The organism is Isoptericola sp. NPDC055063 (assembly GCF_053608125.1).
Genome location: NZ_JBSGUW010000012.1, coordinates 99089 through 116817, shown reverse-complemented (window position 1 = coordinate 116817; position 17729 = coordinate 99089). Strand labels below are relative to the sequence as shown.

Here is a 17729-nt window from a genome sequence, read left to right as displayed (position 1 = left end):
GGATCGATGTCGATCACCTCCTCCGAGATCGTCGACGCCGCGGGCGTCGACACGGCGGCCGGGGCGCCGCCCCCCGGCGGCGGGCGCCGCATCCCGCTGCCCCCGCTCACCCCCAAGCTCGTCGTCGGGTCGGGCCTCGTGGCCGCGTTCGTGCTCTTCGGGCTGCTCGGCCCGCTGGTCGTGCAGGACCCGTCGGCGGTGAACAGCATCGGCATGACGCCGCCGTCCGCCGACCACCTGCTCGGCACCACCCAGACCGGCCAGGACGTGCTCGCCCAGCTCGCCTACGCGACCCGCGGGTCGCTGCTCATCGGCGCGATCGTGGGAGTGCTCACCCTGGTGCTCTCGGCCTTCTTCGGCGTCGTCGGCGCGTACGCCGGCGGCCTCACCGACGAGGCGTTCTCCCTGCTCTCGAACGTCATGCTGGTGATCCCCGGCCTGCCGCTGGTGATCGTCATCTCCAGCTACGTGCCGGACAAGAGCATCCTGCTCGTGGCGTTCGTGCTGGCGATCACCGGCTGGGCCGGGTCGGCGCGCGTGCTGCGCGGCTTCACCCTCAGCGTCCGCGGCCGGGACTACGTGCTCGCCGCCCGCGTGGCGGGGGAGCGGCCGTGGCGCGTGCTCGTCGTCGAGATCCTGCCGAACCTCATCCCGCTGCTCGCGTCGCAGGTGGTCATGGCGGTCATCTTCGCCATCCTCGGCGAGGCCGGCCTGTCGTTCCTCGGGCTCGGGGCCACCGGGTCGTTCACCTGGGGCACGATGCTCTACTACGCGCAGAACGGCCTGGCCCTGCGCCTCGGCGCCTGGTGGTGGTTCGTGCCGCCGGGCCTGGCGATCGCCGTCTTCGGCGCCGCGCTGTCGCTGGTCAACTACTCCATCGACGAGATCATCAACCCGAAACTGCGCAGCCAGACGCGCTCCGAGCGCAAGGGGTGGCGCCGCAGCGCGCGCACCGCCGCCGTGGCGACCGACCCGACGGAGGTGGCCGCATGAGCGCGGCGACGCAGACGAGCCCGGCACCGACGGGCACCGGTCGCCCGCCGGTGCTGTCCATCCGGGACCTCAGCATCACGTACCAGACCGCGACGCCCGTGCACGCCGTGCGCGACGTCAGCCTGGAGCTGGGCCGCGGCGAGGTCCTGGGGCTGGCCGGCGAGTCCGGCTGCGGCAAGTCGACGCTCGCCTACGGGGTGACCCGGCTGCTCAAGCCGCCGGCCGAGGTGACGTCCGGGTCGGTCGAGTTCCACTCCCGCGAGGGGTACGCCCTGGACGTCATGCGGATGGACGGCGAGGAGCTGCGGCAGTTCCGCTGGTCGAAGATCTCGATGGTCTTCCAGGGGGCGATGAACTCGCTCAACCCCGTGAAGAAGGTCCGCGACCAGCTCGACGACGTGCTGTCCACGCACCGGCCCGACATGTCGAAGGCGCAGCGCCGCACCCTGTGCGGCGAGCTGCTCGAGCGGGTCGGGGTGGACCGCAACCGGCTCACCGCGTACCCGCACGAGCTGTCCGGCGGCATGCGGCAGCGCGTGATGATCGCGATGGCGATGGCGCTCGACCCGCAGGTCATGATCATGGACGAGCCGACGACGGCGCTCGACGTCGTCGTCCAGCGCGAGATCCTGCAGGAGATCTCCCGCCTGCGCGACGAGCTCGGCTTCGCGGTCATGTTCATCACCCACGACCTGCCGCTGCTGCTGGAGATCAGCGACCGGATCGCGGTGATGCGCGAGGGCCGGGTGGTGGAGCTGGCCGACGCGCTCACGCTCTACACCAGCCCCCAGCACGAGTACACGCGCACGCTGCTGTCGTCGTTCCCCAGCCTCACCGGGGAGCGCGGCGGGTTCGTGCGGCACGGGTCGCGGGCGGTGCGCCCGGCCGCCGACGTCGAGGAGGAGACGGTATGACCACGCTCGAGGTGCGCGACGTCGTCAAGGAGTACCGGCTGCGCGCCGGCTTCCGGTCCACCGTGCTGCGGGCCGTGGACGGGGTGTCCTTCCGGCTCGAGCCCGGCCGGACCACCGCCCTGGTGGGCCAGTCCGGGTCCGGCAAGTCGACGGTCGCAAAGATGCTCATGCACCTGGAGCGCCCCACCACGGGAGAGATCCTCGTGGACGGCGCCCGCGTGCGGCGGGGGCGGCGGGCCGAGGTGGCCTACCGCAGCCGGGTGCAGATGGTGTTCCAGGACCCCTTCGGCTCCCTCAACCCGTACCACTCGATCGGCCACCACCTGGAGCGGCCGGTGCGCCTGCACCACCCGCGCCTCGGCGACGCCGAGGTGCGGGAGCGGGTACTGGGGCTGCTGCGGCGCGTGCGCCTGGACCCCGCCGAGGCGTACGCCCAGCGCCGCCCGCACGAGCTGTCCGGCGGGCAGCGGCAGCGGGTCGCCATCGCCCGAGCACTCGCGCCCGAGCCCGGCATCCTCGTGGCCGACGAACCCGTCTCCATGCTCGACGTGTCCATCCGGCTCGGCGTGCTCAACCTGCTCGCGTCGCTGCAGGAGGAGGACGACCTCGGCGTCCTGTACATCACGCACGACCTGGCCACCGCCCGGCACTTCTCCGACGAGATCCTGGTGATGCACCAGGGCCGGATCGTGGAGGGCGGGCCGGCCGACGACGTCATCCTGCGCCCGCAGCACGACTACACCAAGACGCTGCGCGCGGCGTCGCCGGACCCCGACCGGCGCCTCGCGGAGCTGTCGTGACCGGGCGCCGCGCGCCGCAGGCGGGCGCGCGGCGCCCGTGTCGTGACACCCTGAGCCGGGAGGTTGACCATGACAGAGGTGCTCGGTGGTGCCGGGCCGGCGGCGGGGCCGTCGAGCCGCTCGGCCGTGCTCGACGCGATCCGCGCCGCGGGGACGATCAGCCGCGTCGAGATCACGGCCGCCACGGGCCTGACCGGGGCCACCGTGTCGACCACGGTGCGCCGGCTCATCGAGGACGGGCTGGTGCAGGAGTCGGGGCTCGGGGAGTCCACCGGCGGCAAGCGGCGCGTGCTGCTGGAGCTGGTGCCCACGAGCCGGCACGCCGTGGGGGTGCACCTGGACGGCACGGACGTCACGTACGCCCTGGTGAACCTCGACGGCGCGGTGGTGGCGCGGCTGCGCCGCACCTCGGTGACCGGGGACCCGGACGACGTGGTGCGGGGCATGGCCGAGACGGTGCGCGGCCTGGTCGACAGCGCCGGCGCCCGCTGGGAGAACGTGCTCGGCCTCGGCGTCGTCTCGCCGGGCCCGCTCGCGACCGGCTCGCGAATGGTCCTGACCGGGCCGGCCGCGGGCGGCTGGGCGGACTTCCCCCTCGGCCCGCGGCTCGGGGAGGCGACGGGGCTGCCCGTCGTCCTCGACAACGACGCGACGGCCGCGGCCGTGGGCGAGCACTGGACCGGCGGGGCGGGGGGCAGCACGGCGTTCGCGGCGCTGTACCTCGCCACCGGGATCGGCTCCGGCGCCGTGCTCGACGGCGTCCCGCTGCGCGGCGTGAGCTCCAACGCGGGCGAGATCGGGCACGTGTGCGTGGAGGCCGACGGGCCGGAGTGCTGGTGCGGGTCGCGCGGCTGCGTGGAGGCCCTGGGCGGCCCACGGGTCGTGGTCGCGGCGGCCGAGGCGGCCGGCTTCGACCTCGGCGGCGCGGACCGGCCCGTGTCGGTGCGCTTCGCGGCCCTCGCCCGCGCGGCGCTCGCGGGCGACCCCGTCGCCGCCAACCTGCTGCACCGCTCGGCCCGCTACGTCGCGATCGCCGCGCAGACCCTCGCGCGCGTGCTCGACGTCGACCGCCTCGTCCTCACGGGCCCGGCGATGGCGCTCGCCGGGTCGCTCTACCTGCCCGCCGTCCAGGAGCGCCTGGCCGCGTCGTCGTTCGCGCCGCAGGACCACGGCGTCCAGGTGGTCATCTCGTCCGCCGCGGCGGAGGCCGCCGCGATCGGCGCGGCCGCCCTCGTCCTGCAGGGCGAACTCGTGGCCCGCACCGGCGGCCTGCGCGTCGCGGCCGGCTGACCGGGTCGCCGCCACCGCTTCCGCCGCCACCGACCCCCTCGCCGCTGCTCCCGTCGCCCCGCCGCGCCGTCATCCCCGTCTCGTGACCCCCGACATCCTCCGGAGGAACCGCATGTCCCGCACCACCGCCGTCTCGCGCGAGCTGCACGACGGCTGGACCGTCCGCGCCGTCGCGGGCCCCGTCCCCGACGACCTCGCCGCCGTCCTGCACGACCCGCGCGGCGTCCCCGCCACCGTGCCCGGAACCGTGCACACCGACCTGCTCGCCGCGGGCCTCATCCCCGACCCGTACCTCGACGACCACGAGGCGCTGCTGAAGTGGGTCTCGGCGTGCGACTGGGAGTACCGCACCACCGTCGCGTGGGAGCCCGACGGCCGCGACCGGCAGGACCTGGTCCTCGACGGCCTCGACACGGTCGCCACGATCACGCTCAACGGCGCCGAGGTGGGCCGCACCGCGAACCAGCACCGCCGCTACCGGTTCGACGTCTCGGCGCTGCTCCGCCCGGGCGCCAACGAGCTGACGGTGCGGTTCGCGTCGCCCGTGCGCGAGGCCGACGCCCGCAGCCTGTCCCTCGGGTACCGCCCGCAGGTGAACCACCACCCGTTCAACGCGCTGCGCAAGGCCGCGTACAACTTCGGCTGGGACTGGGGCATCGACGCCGCGACGGTCGGCGTCTGGCGGCCCGCGCGGCTCGAGTCGTGGAGCACGGCCCGCCTCGCCGAGGTCCGCCCGCTGGCGACCGCCGACGTCGCCCGCGGCGTCGGCCTGCTCGACGTGCACGTCCGCGTGGAGCGCGCGGGGGCGCGGGACGCCGGCCCGCTCGACGTCGCCGTCCGCGTGACCGGGCACGGCGCAGACGTCGCCGGCACCGCGCACCTGGCCGCGGGGGAGGACGCCGCCCTCGTGCGCCTCGAGGTGCCGGACGCCGCCCTCTGGTGGCCGCGCGGGTACGGCGACCAGCCGCTGCACGACGTCGCGGCGACTCTCACGGCTGCCGACACGGACGGCGCCGCCCCGGCGCCCGACGACGCCCTCGACCGCTGGGCGACGCGCACCGGCTTCCGCACCGCGCGGCTCGCGGTGGAGCCGGACGCCGACGGCACGTCGTTCACGATCGTGGTCAACGACCGGCCCGTGTGGGTCAAGGGCGCCAACTGGATCCCCGACGACGAGTTCCTGCCGCGCGTCACCCGCGCCCGCTACGCCGCGCGCCTCGACCAGGCGGAGCTGGCCGGCATCAACCTGCTGCGCGTGTGGGGCGGCGGGGTCTACGAGGCCGACGACTTCTACGCCGAGTGCGACGAGCGCGGCGTGCTCGTGTGGCAGGACTTCGCGTTCGCCTGCGCCGCGTACGCGGAGGAGGAGCCGCTGCGGGCGGAGGTGGAGGCGGAGGCCCGCGACAACGTCGCCCGGCTGGCGCCCCACCCGAGCCTCGTGCTGTGGAACGGCAGCAACGAGAACATCTGGGGCCACGGCACCTGGGGCTGGATCAAGCGCCTCGACGGCCGCACCTGGGGGCTCGACTACTACGAGAACCTGCTGCCGGCCGTCGTCGCCGAGCTCGACGGCACCCGCCCGTACACGCCGTCGAGCCCCTGGTCCGGCGACCTGCCGATCAAGCCCGACCTGTTCCCCAACGACCCGCGGCACGGGTCCATGCACTCCTGGGAGCTGTGGAACCGGGAGGACTGGCCGCACTACCGGGACGTCGTGCCGAGGTTCATGGCGGAGTTCGGCTGGCAGGGCCCGCCCACCTGGTCCACGCTCGTGCGCTCGGTGAGCGACGACCCGCTGACGCCCGAGTCGCCGGGCATGCAGGTGCACCAGAAGGCGGCGAGCGGCAACGACAAGCTCACCGACGGCCTGGTGGCCCACGTGCCGCTGCCGGACGACATGGACGACTGGCACTGGGCGATGTCCTGGAACCAGGCCACCGCCGTCCGCGTCGCGGTGGAGCACCTGCGCTCGTGGAGCCCCCGCTGCATGGGGTCGGTGATGTGGCAGCTCAACGACTGCTGGCCGGTGACGTCGTGGGCCGCCGTGGACGGCGACGGCCGCCCCAAGCCGCTGCTGCACGCCCTCGCCCGCGCGCACGCCGACCGGCTCGTGACGATCCAGCCGCGCTCCGCCGCGGGCGGCGAGCCGGCCGGGGACGGCACCGACACCCTGGCGGCGGTGCTCGTCAACGACACCGACGAGGCCTGGGCCGGCACGCTGCGGTGGCGCCGGGTGGGCTTCGACGGGGCCGAGGTGGCCGCGTCCGAGCAGGTCGTCGAGGTCGGGCCCCGGGCCGCGGTCACCGTGCCGGTGCCCTCGGCGCTCGCATCGGTCTCTGACGGTGCCGGCGCCGACGGCGCGGGGTCCGAGGTGCTCGTCGCGACCGTCGGCGATGCCCGGGACCTGTGGTTCGCCGCCGAGCCGCGCGACTCCGCGCTCGCCGCGCCCCGCCTGCAGACCGCGGTGGACGCCGTCCCGGGCGGGTTCCTGGTGCGGGTCACCGCGCAGAACCTGGTGCGCGACCTCACCCTCCTCGCGGACAAGGCGCACCCCGACGCCCGGGTGGACGACATGCTCGTCACCCTGCTGCCGGGGGAGAGCGTCACCCTGCGCGTGACCGTGCCCGACGGCGCGGACGTCGACCCCGACGCGCTTGTGGCGCCGCACGTGCTGCGGTCGCTCAACCAGCTCGTCGCCGACCGGTGACGGACGCCGCCCGGCACGTGCACCTGCGCGCCGGCGGGGTGAGCCTCGTGCTGCGCCTCGCCGGCGGGCGGCTGCCGGCCGTCGTGCACTGGGGCGCCGACCTCGGCGACCTCGACGACGACGCGCTGGCGGCGCTGGCGCTCGCCGCCGCGCCGCAGCCGTTCGGGTACCCCGTCGACGGACCGATGCCGGTGTCCCTGCTGCCCGAGGCGTCCGCCGGCTGGCCGGGGCTGCAGGGCGTCACCGGCCACCGGGCGGGGGCCGCCCCGGCGCCGCGGTTCGTCGTGACGGGCGTCGAGACCGTGGAGCTGCCCGCGCCGTGGGCCTCTGGTGTCGTCGTGACGGCGGCCGACGAGGACGCCGGTCTGGCCCTGCGCCTCGAGGTCGAGCAGGCGCGCTCCGGCCTGGTCCGGCTGCGCGCCGCGGTGCGCTCGACGTCGGGACCGACCGGCGACCCGACCGTCGACCCGACCGCGCCCTACGACCTCGCCGGCGTGCTGCCGGCGCTGCCGGTGCCGGCGCGCGCCGTGGAGCTGCTGGACGTCACCGGCCACCAGCTGCGCGAGCGGTCGCCGCAGCGGCTGCCGTTCGTGCACGGGCGGCACGAGCGCGGCAGCCTGCGCGGCCGGCCCGGGTTCGACAGCGGCTTCCTGCTCTGCGCGGGGGAGCCCGGGTTCGGCGACCGGCACGGCGAGGTGTGGGCCGTGCACGTCGGCTGGTCGGGCAACCAGCGCATGGTCGCCGAGCGCTCGCCCCACGGCGTCGCCCTGCTCGCCGCGGGGGAGGCACTGCTGCCGGGCGAGGTGCGCCTCGGCGCCGGCGAGGAGTACGTCTCGCCGTGGACGTACGCGGTGCACGGCGTCGGGCTCGACGGCGTGCGCGCCCGCGTGCACGACTGGCTACGCGCGCGTCCCCAGCACCCCCGCGCGCCGCGACCGGTCGTCGTGAACACGTGGGAGGCGGTGACGTTCGACCACGACCTGGGGCGGCTCACCGCGCTGGCCGAGGCGGCCGCCGCGGCGGGCGCCGAGCGGTTCGTGCTCGACGACGGGTGGTTCGGCGCGCGGCGCGACGACGGCGCCGGCCTGGGCGACTGGGTGGTCTCGCCCGACGTCTGGCCCGACGGGCTGTGGCCGCTGGTGGACCGCGTGCGCGCGCTCGGGATGGACGTCGGGCTGTGGGTGGAGCCCGAGATGGTCAACCCGGACTCCGACCTGGCGCGGGCCCACCCGGAGTGGCTGCTCACCGGCGCGGGCGGGCGCCCGCTGGGCCCCGCGCGGCGCCAGCAGGTGCTCGACCTGGCCCACCCGGGCGCGTACGCGCACGTGCGGGACCAGCTCGACGCCCTGCTCGAGGAGTACCCGATCGCCTCCCTCAAGTGGGACCACAACCGGGAGCTCGTCGGCGCGGGGCACGCGCCGTCGGGCCGCGCGGCCGCGCACCGGCAGACCCTGGCCCTCTACCGGCTGCTCGACGAGCTGCGTGCCCGCCACCCGGGCCTGGAGATCGAGACCTGCGCGTCCGGCGGGGCGCGCGTGGACCTGGGGATCCTGGAGCGCACCGACCGCGTGTGGGCCTCGGACTCGACCGACGCGCACGAGCGGCAGCAGATCCAGCGCTGGACCGGCCTGCTGGTGCCGCCGGAGATGCTCGGCGCGCACGTCAGCGCCCCCGTCGCGCCGACGTCGGGCCGGGCCGTGCCGCTCGACTTCCGCGCGGCGACGGCCCTGTTCGGGCACCTCGGCATCGAGTGGGACCTCACCGAAGCGGCGCCGGAGGACCGGGCCCGCGTCGCCGCCTGGGCGGCGTACTTCACGGAGGTGCGCGGCCTGCTGCACGGCGGCGCCGCGGTGCACGCCGAGCACCCCGACCCCGCCTACCGGCTGCACGGCGTCGTCGCGCCCGGCGCGGACGACGCGCTGTTCGCCTGGGTATGCACGGCCACCTCGGACACGTGGCCGCCCGGCGCGGTGCCCCTGCCCGGCCTCGACAGGCGGCGCACCTACCGGGTGCGGCTGGACGGGCCGGCGCGCACGCTCGACGGCGTCGCCGCACGCTGGGGCACCACGCTGCCCTGGGTCGACGCCGGCGGGGTCACGCTGCCCGGCGCGGTGCTGGCCGACGTCGGGCTGGCGATGCCCGTGCTCGACCCGGACCGGGCGGTGCTGCTGCGGGTGACCGCCGTCAGCGCGGCCGGCTGAGCGCGCGGTCCACGGCCGACAGCGGGATGTGCGCCCACGCGGGCCGCTGCCGGGTCTCGTAGACGACCTCGTAGAGCGCCTTGTCGAGCACGAGGGCGGCGAGGACGGCGTCGGCCGTGGGCGGGTCGAGGTCCGGGGAGCGGCGGGAGGCCAGGCCGCTCACCGCCGCCGACGCGTCGGCGGACTGGCGGTAGCGGGCGACGAAGGCGTGCACGGCCTCCGCCTCCCAGTACGGGTCGGGCGCCCCGCCCACCGCCGCCGCGTACGCGAACGACCGGACCATGCCCGCGACGTCGCGCAGGGGGAGGTCCGGCGCGGAGCGCTCCGCGGCGGGGCGCTGCGGCTCGCCCTCGAAGTCGAGCAGCTTCCAGCCGGTGGCGCCGTGCAGGGCCTGGCCCAGGTGCAGGTCACCGTGCACGGTCTGCAGGCGCAGCCGGGGCAGGCGGCCCTGCAGGTCGTCGAGGAGGGCGTCGATCTCCGTCTCGCGCGCGGCCAGGGACGGCGCCTCGGCCGCGGCGAGCGCCGCCCTCCGGCGCAGGCCGCCCACGAACGCCTCCGGGTCGAGCAGCGGTCCCGGCGGCATGGCCTGGCGCAGCACCACGTGCAGCTCCGCCACGGTGCGCCCGAGGTCCGCCGCGAGGTGCGCGAACGACTCGCCCCGCCCGGCGTGCTCGCAGGCCAGCTCGAACCCGTCCTGGGCCTGGGGCACCAGCTCGCTGAGCACGGCCAGGGCCGTGGTCACCCCCGGCCCGGTGGGCACCTGCAGGGCGCCGAGGAACCGCGGCACCCCGTCCCACCCGGCGCGCGTGAGGGCGCGCGGCACGACGACGTCGGGGTGCGGGCCCGGGGTCACGGTCCGCAGGATCTTGAGCATCCCGCCCGAGGACCCGGGGGACGGCACGCCCGGCAGCACCACGCTGGTGTTCGACTGCTCCCCGGCGACGACGTGCCCGCCGGCCACCAGGTCGGCGTCGGGCACCCCGTCGCCGGCGCCGGTCGCGCGCAGCAGCGCGAGCCACCCCGCGGGGTGGGCCCCGCCGTCGTGCACCGCGACCGGCCCTGCGGCGGTGTGCACCTCCGCGATGAACCCGGGCCCCCGGTCGGCCGGGTCGGTGAGCACCAGCGGCACCTGCGCCACCGCGGCGCCGCCCGGCACCCCGGCGCCGCGCAGCCGGGTGAGCACGACGACGACGTGCTCGTCGTCGAAGGTCACCGCGAGCCAGGGCTCCACCTGCACGCCGGCGCCGCTCGCGCCGCCCGCGGGGAACCAGCGGCGGCCGGGCAGCCAGGCCGCGAGCAGGTCCCCGACGCTCGGGTCGGGGACGTCCGCGGCCGGCCGCACGGCGGTCATGCCCGCTCGCCCCCCGGGGCCGACCCGGCCGGCGGCGTGAGGAGCAGCCAGTAGAAGTCGCGCGAGCCCCATGTCATCGTGACCTCGCCGTCGGGCGCCACGTCGGGGAACCTCGCCCCGCCGAAGAGGTCGGTCAGCGACCACCCCGCGTACCCCGGCAGCCGCACCCGCGCCGACCGCGCCGTCGCGGACAGGTTCGCCGCCACCAGCAGCGTCTCGTCCGGCGTCGCGCGCGTGAACGCGAGCACCGCCTCGTCGTCCGCGTCGAGGGCACCGAGGTCGCCGGTGCCGAACGCCGGGTGCAGCCGCCGCACCGCGAGCATGCCGTGCACCCAGTGCAGCAGCGACGACGACTGCGCGAGCTGCGCCTCCACGTTGGTGTGCTGGTAGTGGTGCACCAGGGACTGCACCAGCGGCAGGTACAGCTGGCCCGGGTCGGCGGTGGAGAAGCCGGCGTTGCGGTCGGGCGTCCACTGCATGGGCGTGCGCACGGCGTCGCGGTCCGGCAGCCAGATGTTGTCGCCCATGCCGATCTCGTCGCCGTAGTACAGGCACGGGCTGCCGGGCAGGCTCAGCAGGAGGGCGTGCGCGAGCTCGATCTCCTTGCGGGAGTTGTCGAGCAGCGGCGCCAGGCGCCGGCGGATGCCGATGTTGGCGCGCATGCGCGGGTCGGGCGCGAACCACCCGTACATCGCCGCGCGCTCCTCCGTGGAGACCATCTCCAGGGTCAGCTCGTCGTGGTTGCGCAGGAACGTGGACCACTGGCCGCCCGGGGCGGGCACGTCCGGCGTGTCCGCGAGGATGTCCAGCAGGGGCCGGGCGCGCTGGTCGCGCATCGCGTAGTACACCCGCGGCATCACCGGGAAGTGGAAGCACATGTGGCACTCGGGCTCGTCCGCCGTGCCGAAGTAGTCCACCACCTCCTGCGGCCACTGGTTGGCCTCGGCCAGCATGATCCGGCCCGGGTACTCCTCGTCGATCATGCGGCGCACCCGGCGCAGGAACGCGTGCGTCTCCGGCAGGTTCTCGCAGTTGGTGCCCTCGGCCTCGAACAGGTACGGGACGGCGTCGAGCCGGAACCCGTCCACGCCGATGCCCAGCCAGAACCGCGCCACGTCGAGCATCGCGTCCACCACGCGCGGGTTCTCGAAGTTGAGGTCCGGCTGGTGGCTGAAGAAGCGGTGCCAGAAGTACTGCCGGCGCTCGGGGTCGAACGTCCAGTTGGACGTCTCGGTGTCCACGAAGATGATGCGCGCGTCCGGGTAGCGGGTGTCGTCGTCGGACCACACGTAGAAGTCGCCGTACGGGCCCTGCGGGTCGGAGCGCGACGCCTGGAACCACGGGTGCTGGTCGCTGGTGTGGTTCATCACCAGGTCCACCACCACGCGGATGCCGCGGGCGTGCGCCGCCTCGATCAGCTCGGTGAAGTCGCCGAGCGTGCCGTACTGGCCCGCGATCGCCGTGAAGTCCGCGACGTCGTACCCGCCGTCGCGCAGCGGCGACGGGTAGAACGGCGGCAGCCACAGGCAGTCCACGCCCAGCCACTGCAGGTAGTCGAGCCGCTCCGTCACGCCCCGCAGGTCGCCCGTGCCCCCGCCGGCCGTGTCCGAGAACGCCCGCACGATCACCTCGTAGAACACGGCCGTGCGGTACCACTCCGGGTCGTCGGACAGGCCCGGCTTGTCCAGCGGTGGTGGAGTCGGCTGCGCGCGCGTGGGCAGCGCCTGCACCGGCACCTGCCGCGTGATCGGGCGGGGCACCGGTGCGCCGCGGGCCGTGGCCGGCACGTCCGGGGTCATCGCTGTCCCGTCATGGCCGGCCTGTCATGCCAGCCCCACCGTGAGCACGTGCGCCACCTGCTCGCGCGGGTCGAGCCGGACGTACGGGTGCGCGCCCCACGGGTACGTGGCGCCCGACAGCTCGTCGTGCGCGACGAAGAACGGCTGGTCCTCCACGCCGTCGGGCCGCGTCAGGCCGAGGGCCTCGAGGTCGAGCAGCACCGTGGACTCCTGCGTGGCCCAAGGGTCCAGGTTGAGCACCACCAGCACGACGTCGTCCTGCGTCGCGCCCGGCCGGCCGGCCGCGGGCAGGTGCTCGGCCCGCACGCGGCGCGAGAACGCCACCACCTGGTCGTTCGTCGTGGGGTGCACGGCGAGGTCGCGCAGCTGCTGCAGCGCCGGGTGCGCGCGCCGGACCTCGTTGAGGCGGCGCAGCAGCGTCGAGATCCCGATGACGTCGGCCTGCGACCAGTCGCGGGGCTTGTACTCGTACTTCTCGTTGTCGATCTGCTCCTCGACGCCCGGGCGCGGCACGTTCTCCACCAGCTCGTAGCCGGAGTAGACCCCCCACGTCGGGCTGCCGAGCGCCGCCAGGACCGCGCGCACCGCGAAGCCCGCCACGCCGCCGTGCTGCAGGTACGGGGGCAGGATGTCGTGCGTCGTCGGCCAGAACGACGGGCGCAGCACCGAGCCCTGCGGCCCGGCGACCTCCTGGAGGTACTCCTCGACCTCCTCCTTGGTGTTGCGCCAGGTGAAGTACGTGTACGACTGGTGGAAGCCGATCCGCGCGAGGGTCTGCATCATCGCGGGCCGGGTGAACGCCTCGGACAGGAAGATCACCTCGGGGTGCGCGGCGTGCACCCGCGCGAGCAACCACTCCCAGAAGTCCAGCGGCTTCGTGTGCGGGTTGTCGACGCGGAACGCCGTGACGCCGCGGTCGATCCACAGCTCCACGATCCGCAGGATCTCCGCCGACAGGCCCTCGGGGTCGCGGTCGAAGTTCAGCGGGTAGATGTCCTGGTACTTCTTGGGCGGGTTCTCGGCGTAGGCGATGGTGCCGTCCGCGCGCACCGTGAACCACTCCGGGTGCTCGGTCACCCACGGGTGGTCCGGCGAGCACTGCAGCGCCAGGTCGAGCGCCACCTCCAGGCCCTCCTTCCGGGCGGCGGCCGTGAACGCGCGGAAGTCCCGCTCCGTGCCCAGGTCGGGGTGGATCGCGTCGTGCCCGCCGTCGGGCGAGCCGATCGCGTACGGGCTGCCCGGGTCGCCCGGCTGCGGGTCCAGCGTGTTGTTGCGGCCCTTGCGGAACGTGGTGCCGATCGGGTGCACGGGGGTGAGGTAGACGACGTCGAACCCCATCTCCGCGATCGCCGGCAGCCGCTGCGCCGCCGTCGCGAACGTGCCGGACCGCCACGTCCCGTCCTTGCGGCGCTTCGCCCCCTCGGAGCGCGGGAACATCTCGTACCAGCTCCCGGCGAGCGCCAGCGGCCGGCTCACGCGCAGCGGGTACGCGGCGCTCGCGGTCACGAGGTCGCGCAGGGGATTCCGGCGCAGCGCGTCATTCACGGCCGCCGTCATCGCCATCGCGAGGCGTGCCTCGGGGGGGCGGGTGGCGTCGGCGAGCTCGCGGGCCGCCGCCTCGAGGGTCGCCGCGTCGGCGGCGGGCCGGGCGGCCTGCAGCTCCGGAGCGACGATGCGCTCGAACAGCAGCCGGCCTTCCGCGAGCACCAGGTCGACGTCCTGCCCGGCGTCGAACTTGATCACCGCGTCGTGGGACCACGTGCCGTACGGGTCGGACCACGCCTCGACGCGGTACGACCAGTCGCCCTCCCCGTCCGGCTGGACGAAGCCGCGGAACCGGTCCAGGCCGGGCGCAACGTCGACCATCGGGGCGGTGGAGTGCACCGCGCCGTCCGGGGCGAGGAGAACGGCGGTGGCCCCGACGGCGTCGTGCCCCTCCCGGAACACCGTGGCCTCGACGGGCACCACCTCGCCGACCGCGGCCTTCGCCGGCCAGCGCCCGCCCTCGACGACGGGGGAGAGGTCCAGGACGGGTATCCGTCCGATCGGCACGTGCGGTGTGGGCTGCGGAGACGTCACGGCCTCCACGCTAGCCAGCCGCCGAGCGTTCCGCGCGGTAGTGCCATGCGTCCTGCCGTAGGTCCCGCGGGGCACTACCGCGGGACGGGAGGCACTACCGGGTCGCGTCGTCCACAGGGCGTCCCCGGCGGCGCCGGCCTCCTGCCACGCTGGTGCCATGCCCGACGACGCGCCCCCGTCACGACGCGACAGCCGGAGGCCGCGGGACACCGCCGTCCCGCGGCCGAGAGCCCTGCCGCCGGTCGTGACCTACGACGAGTCGCGGCGATCCACGATCGAGCGTCGACGGCGGCGCGGTGAGCTGGTACGGGTGGGGCGCGGCCAGTACGCAGGCCCGCCGCCAGCGGAGGCAGGGCCCGCGGTGCAGCGGGAGCAGCGCGTCCTGGCGAGGATCGTCGCAGCGTCCCGGACGCTGCACACCGACTACTGCTTCAGTCACGAGTCGGCAGCGCTACTGCACGGGCTGGGGGTCTACCGACTTGCCGAGGAGGTCCACGTCAGCCAGGCGTGGAAGCCGAAGGTGCGCCGGGAGCGGGGCACCACGTTGCGCAGGCACCCGGTCACGACCCTCGAGCGCACGATGGTCGACTGCGCCCGGTGGCTGCCGGGCGAGCGCGGGCTCGTCGTCGCCGACTCGGGTCTGCGCGCGGGGGCTGACCGTCGCGTCGCCGCATCCGTCCTTGCCGAGGCGGCCGGGAGGCCCGGGGTGCGGCAGGCGCGGCGGATCCTGGAGCTCGCCGACGCGAGGTCGGAGTCGGTGGGGGAGTCGCGGCTGCGCTGGACACTGCACTCGGCCGGTGTCGAGGTGCCGTCCCTCGCCGTCGCCGTGGAGACCTGGCGTGGCACCGTCTGGGTGGACGCCGGCTGGCCGGACCTCAAGGTGGGAATCGAGTTCGACGGCGCGGTGAAGTACTCCGGTGGTGAGTACGGCGACCCGCGCGAGCGGCTGCTCGCCGAGAAGCGTCGCCACGACGCGCTCACGGAGGCGGGGTGGGCCGTCCTCCGGGTCACCTGGGAGGAACTCGCCGACCCGGACCGCCTGATCGCCCGCATCCGGCGGGCGCTCGCCGAGGCGGCCCGCCGTCGTCTTGCGAGGTAGTGCCACCCGTCCTGCGGTAGGTCCCGCCGGGCACTACCGCAGGACGGGAGGCACTACCTCGGCCGTCATTGCCGATCGGCGAGGCGACGTTAGGCGTCGGCGGCGAGGGCGCGGCCGGTCGTGCGGCCGGTGTGCAGGCAGCCGCCGAGGAACGTGCCCTCCAGGGCGCGGTGGCCGTGCACACCGCCCCCGCCGAAGCCGGCGGCCTCGCCGACGGCCCACAGCCCGTCCAGCACGGACCCGTCGGCGCGCAGGACCCGCCCGGACGGGTCGCACCACAGGCCGCCGAGGGTCTTGCGGGTCAGCACCGAGAGCCGGACGGCGAGCAGCGGGCCGTCCTTCGGCGTCGTCAGGGGGCGCGGCTTCGCGACCCGGATGAGCTTGTCCACGCGGTAGTCGCGGGCGGCGCGGGTGGCCACGACCTGCGGGTCCTTGCCCAGGCCGGACGCGACCTGCGCGTCGCGGGCGGCGACGACGGCGGCGAGCGCGGCAGGGTCCACGTGGCCCTTCGCGCCGGGGGTGGCGTCCACCAGCGCGTTCATCTTCGCGGCGAGCTCGTCGGTGGTATCGGCCCAGAGGAACTCGGGCGACTCGGCGGCGAACTTCGCGACGGGCCCGACCGCCTTCGGCAGCACCCGCTGGGCGAGGAGCTTGACGTCCTTGCCGGTGAGGTCGGGGTTCTGCTCCGAGCCGGACAGGGCGAACTCGGACTCCATGATCGCCTTGTTGAGCACGAACCAGGAGTGGTCGTCGCCGCGCCGCGTCACGTGCTGCAGCGCCCCGAGCGCGTCGAAGCCCGGGAACAGCGGGGCGGGCAGGCGGCCGCCGTCGGCGTCGAGCCACAGCGACGACGGGCCCGGCAGGATGCGGATGCCGTGGTTCGTCCAGACGGGCGAGTGGTTGGCGATGCCCTCCGGGTAGTGCCACATGCGGTCCTCGTGCACGAGGGCGCCGCCGGCCTCGGCGGCGACGCCGAGCATCAGCCCGTCGGTGGAGTCCGGGACGCCGGACAGCATCCGCTCCGGCAGCGTGCCGGCCTCGGGGTCCCAGTGCGCGCGGGCCAGGTCGTGGTTGGCGCCGATGCCGCCGGACGCGACCACGACGGCGCCCGCGGCGATCTCCTCGCTGCCCACCACGTCGCGGTTCGACGGCGCGCCGCGGCCGCCGAACGGCAGCCCGGCCACGGGCTGGTCGGCCAGCACGTCGGCGCGCACCCCGGTGACGCGGCCGTCGGTCGTCACCAGGCCGGTGACGCGGCGGCGGAACCGCAGGTCGAGCAGGCCGGCGTCGCGGGCCGCGAGCGCCGCCTCCACGAAGGGTCGGATGATGCCGGGCCCCGTGCCCCAGGTGACGTGGAAGCGGGGCACGGAGTTGCCGTGCTCGGTCCGGCCATCGTCATGGCCGACGGTGTACCCGCCGCGCTCGGCCCACTGCACCAGCGGGAACCAGCGCACGCCCTTGTCGTGCAGCCACGACCGCAGGTCGCCCGCGGCGAACTCGACGAAGCGGCGCGCCCACGCGTACCCGTGCCGATCGGGGCCCTCGCCGCGGTCGGCGCCGGGCGCGAACTGGGCGGAGCCCAGCCAGTCGGACCAGGCCAGGTCCGCGGAGTCGTGCACGCCCATCGCGCGCTGCTCGGGCGAGCCGATGAGGAACAGCCCACCGAACGACCACCATGCCTGGCCGCCGAACGACGCCTCCGGCTCCTGGTCCAGCAGCACGACCCGGCGGCCCGCGGCGGTGAGCTCCGTGGCCGTGACGAGCCCCGACAGGCCCCCACCGATGACGACGACGTCAGCATCCATGCGCGCAGTCTGGCAGAGGTCGGGCGCCCGGTGAACGGCTCGGCCGGGCGACTTCGGGGAACGGCGTCGTGGGGTCAACGCCCGGGTCTCGACGCCATGCATCCCGAAGCGGTACCGTTCTGGGATGACGACGCAGATCGCGGTCCGCCTGCCTGACGAGCTCGTCGCGTGGGTGGACCAGCAGGTGGCCGAGGGGAAGACGCGGAGCCGGGCCTCCGCCGTCGAGCGCGCGCTGCGGCGCGAGGTGCGGCGGCAGCTCGCCGAGCGTGACGCGCAGATCTACGCGGCGACGGCCGACCAGGACGATCCTGACGACCTCGCCGGCATGGTGCGCTGGGTGGAGAAGAACTCGAGCTGGGACCACCTCGACTGATGCGGCCGATCCACATCGTCCACCTGGAGAAGTCGCGTCCCGCGGTCGTCCTCACCCGCCCGGGGGTGCGCGATCGGATGTCACACCTGACCATCGCGCCGATCACCAGCACGGTGAAGGGGCTCTCGGTCGAGGTCCCCGTCGGCCCGCGCAACGGGATCGACCACCCCTGCGTCATCAACTGCGACAACATCGAGACGGTTCATGTCGACCGGGTCGGCCGGAAGGTCGGGTTCCTCCTGGACGACCAGGAGGAGGACCTGGCCCGCGCGATCTCGACGGCGTTCGACCTGGAGGACTTCGGACTCCTGTGACTAC

General features: G+C 75.2%; 13 protein-coding genes. 9 read left to right on the top strand and 4 right to left on the bottom strand.

What is annotated here, in order from left to right; translation table 11 throughout:
* Positions 1-6 precede the first annotated feature (6 nt).
* The 6 genes from ACWF41_RS15565 (at position 7) to ACWF41_RS15540 (ending at position 8905) form a co-directional block, all read left to right on the top strand.
* On the top strand, positions 7-993 hold the full coding sequence (locus tag ACWF41_RS15565; protein WP_380315692.1) for an ABC transporter permease: 987 nt from the start codon (positions 7-9) through the stop codon (positions 991-993).
* Positions 990-1907 (top strand): ABC transporter ATP-binding protein, encoded by a 918-nt coding sequence (locus ACWF41_RS15560; RefSeq protein WP_380315689.1) that lies wholly within the window; start codon positions 990-992, stop codon positions 1905-1907. Before ACWF41_RS15565 ends, ACWF41_RS15560 begins: the two co-directional genes overlap by 4 nt.
* Complete coding sequence (locus tag ACWF41_RS15555; protein WP_380315686.1) at positions 1904-2707, top strand: ABC transporter ATP-binding protein; 804 nt, start codon at positions 1904-1906, stop codon at positions 2705-2707. Before ACWF41_RS15560 ends, ACWF41_RS15555 begins: the two co-directional genes overlap by 4 nt.
* Positions 2708-2776: 69 nt before the next feature.
* Positions 2777-3997 (top strand): ROK family transcriptional regulator, encoded by a 1221-nt coding sequence (locus tag ACWF41_RS15550; RefSeq protein WP_380315683.1) that lies wholly within the window; start codon positions 2777-2779, stop codon positions 3995-3997.
* A gap of 112 nt (positions 3998-4109) precedes the next feature.
* The gene (locus ACWF41_RS15545; protein WP_380315680.1) at positions 4110-6704 is read left to right on the top strand and encodes a glycoside hydrolase family 2 protein; all 2595 of its coding nucleotides are present in this window, start codon (positions 4110-4112) and stop codon (positions 6702-6704) included.
* On the top strand, positions 6701-8905 hold the full coding sequence (locus tag ACWF41_RS15540; protein ID WP_380315677.1) for an alpha-galactosidase: 2205 nt from the start codon (positions 6701-6703) through the stop codon (positions 8903-8905). Before ACWF41_RS15545 ends, ACWF41_RS15540 begins: the two co-directional genes overlap by 4 nt.
* Here the strand turns inward: ACWF41_RS15540 and ACWF41_RS15535 are convergent.
* From ACWF41_RS15535 to ACWF41_RS15525, 3 genes are read right to left on the bottom strand one after another with little or no spacing between them, the layout of a single operon-like run.
* A complete protein-coding gene (locus ACWF41_RS15535; RefSeq protein ID WP_380315675.1) occupies positions 8889-10256 on the bottom strand; it encodes a maltokinase N-terminal cap-like domain-containing protein in 1368 nt (455 codons plus the stop codon). The genes ACWF41_RS15540 and ACWF41_RS15535 overlap by 17 nt on opposite strands.
* On the bottom strand, positions 10253-12055 hold the full coding sequence (treS, locus tag ACWF41_RS15530) for a maltose alpha-D-glucosyltransferase (RefSeq protein ID WP_380315672.1): 1803 nt from the start codon (positions 12053-12055) through the stop codon (positions 10253-10255). Before treS ends, ACWF41_RS15535 begins: the two co-directional genes overlap by 4 nt.
* A gap of 24 nt (positions 12056-12079) precedes the next feature.
* The gene (locus ACWF41_RS15525) at positions 12080-14143 is read right to left on the bottom strand and encodes an alpha-1,4-glucan--maltose-1-phosphate maltosyltransferase (RefSeq protein WP_380315669.1); all 2064 of its coding nucleotides are present in this window, start codon (positions 14141-14143) and stop codon (positions 12080-12082) included.
* Between the two features lie 352 nt (positions 14144-14495).
* Here ACWF41_RS15525 and ACWF41_RS15520 point away from each other — a divergent pair, with 352 nt between their 5' ends.
* Positions 14496-15233 (top strand): hypothetical protein, encoded by a 738-nt coding sequence (locus ACWF41_RS15520; protein WP_380315666.1) that lies wholly within the window; start codon positions 14496-14498, stop codon positions 15231-15233.
* Positions 15234-15322: 89 nt separating this feature from the next.
* Here ACWF41_RS15520 and ACWF41_RS15515 read toward each other — a convergent pair whose 3' ends face one another.
* Positions 15323-17038: an FAD-binding dehydrogenase gene (locus tag ACWF41_RS15515; protein WP_380315663.1), complete on the bottom strand. Its 1716-nt coding sequence runs from the start codon at positions 17036-17038 to the stop codon at positions 15323-15325.
* Between the two features lie 124 nt (positions 17039-17162).
* On the opposite strand from ACWF41_RS15515, the gene ACWF41_RS15510 reads away from it, so the two are divergent.
* Both ACWF41_RS15510 and ACWF41_RS15505 read left to right on the top strand, forming a co-directional pair.
* Entirely contained in the window at positions 17163-17411 is a 249-nt protein-coding gene (locus ACWF41_RS15510; protein ID WP_380315660.1) for a ribbon-helix-helix domain-containing protein, read from the top strand.
* Positions 17411-17725: a type II toxin-antitoxin system PemK/MazF family toxin gene (locus tag ACWF41_RS15505; RefSeq protein WP_380315657.1), complete on the top strand. Its 315-nt coding sequence runs from the start codon at positions 17411-17413 to the stop codon at positions 17723-17725. The genes ACWF41_RS15510 and ACWF41_RS15505 overlap by 1 nt, the downstream gene beginning before the upstream one ends.
* Positions 17726-17729: the final 4 nt, after the last annotated feature.

Bases quoted from the DNA above. Each gene is read 5' to 3' on its own strand.
- treS (WP_380315672.1), bottom strand. From the start codon at position 12,055: ATGACCCCGGACGTGCCGGCCACGGCCCGCGGCGCACCGGTGCCCCGC.
- ACWF41_RS15535 (WP_380315675.1), bottom strand. From the start codon at position 10,256: ATGACCGCCGTGCGGCCGGCCGCGGACGTCCCCGACCCGAGCGTCGGG.
- ACWF41_RS15545 (WP_380315680.1), top strand. From the start codon at position 4,110: ATGTCCCGCACCACCGCCGTCTCGCGCGAGCTGCACGACGGCTGGACC.
- ACWF41_RS15555 (WP_380315686.1), top strand. From the start codon at position 1,904: ATGACCACGCTCGAGGTGCGCGACGTCGTCAAGGAGTACCGGCTGCGC.
- ACWF41_RS15505 (WP_380315657.1), top strand. From the start codon at position 17,411: ATGCGGCCGATCCACATCGTCCACCTGGAGAAGTCGCGTCCCGCGGTC.
- ACWF41_RS15510 (WP_380315660.1), top strand. From the start codon at position 17,163: ATGACGACGCAGATCGCGGTCCGCCTGCCTGACGAGCTCGTCGCGTGG.
- ACWF41_RS15560 (WP_380315689.1), top strand. From the start codon at position 990: ATGAGCGCGGCGACGCAGACGAGCCCGGCACCGACGGGCACCGGTCGC.
- ACWF41_RS15515 (WP_380315663.1), bottom strand. From the start codon at position 17,038: ATGGATGCTGACGTCGTCGTCATCGGTGGGGGCCTGTCGGGGCTCGTC.
- ACWF41_RS15550 (WP_380315683.1), top strand. From the start codon at position 2,777: ATGACAGAGGTGCTCGGTGGTGCCGGGCCGGCGGCGGGGCCGTCGAGC.
- ACWF41_RS15565 (WP_380315692.1), top strand. From the start codon at position 7: ATGTCGATCACCTCCTCCGAGATCGTCGACGCCGCGGGCGTCGACACG.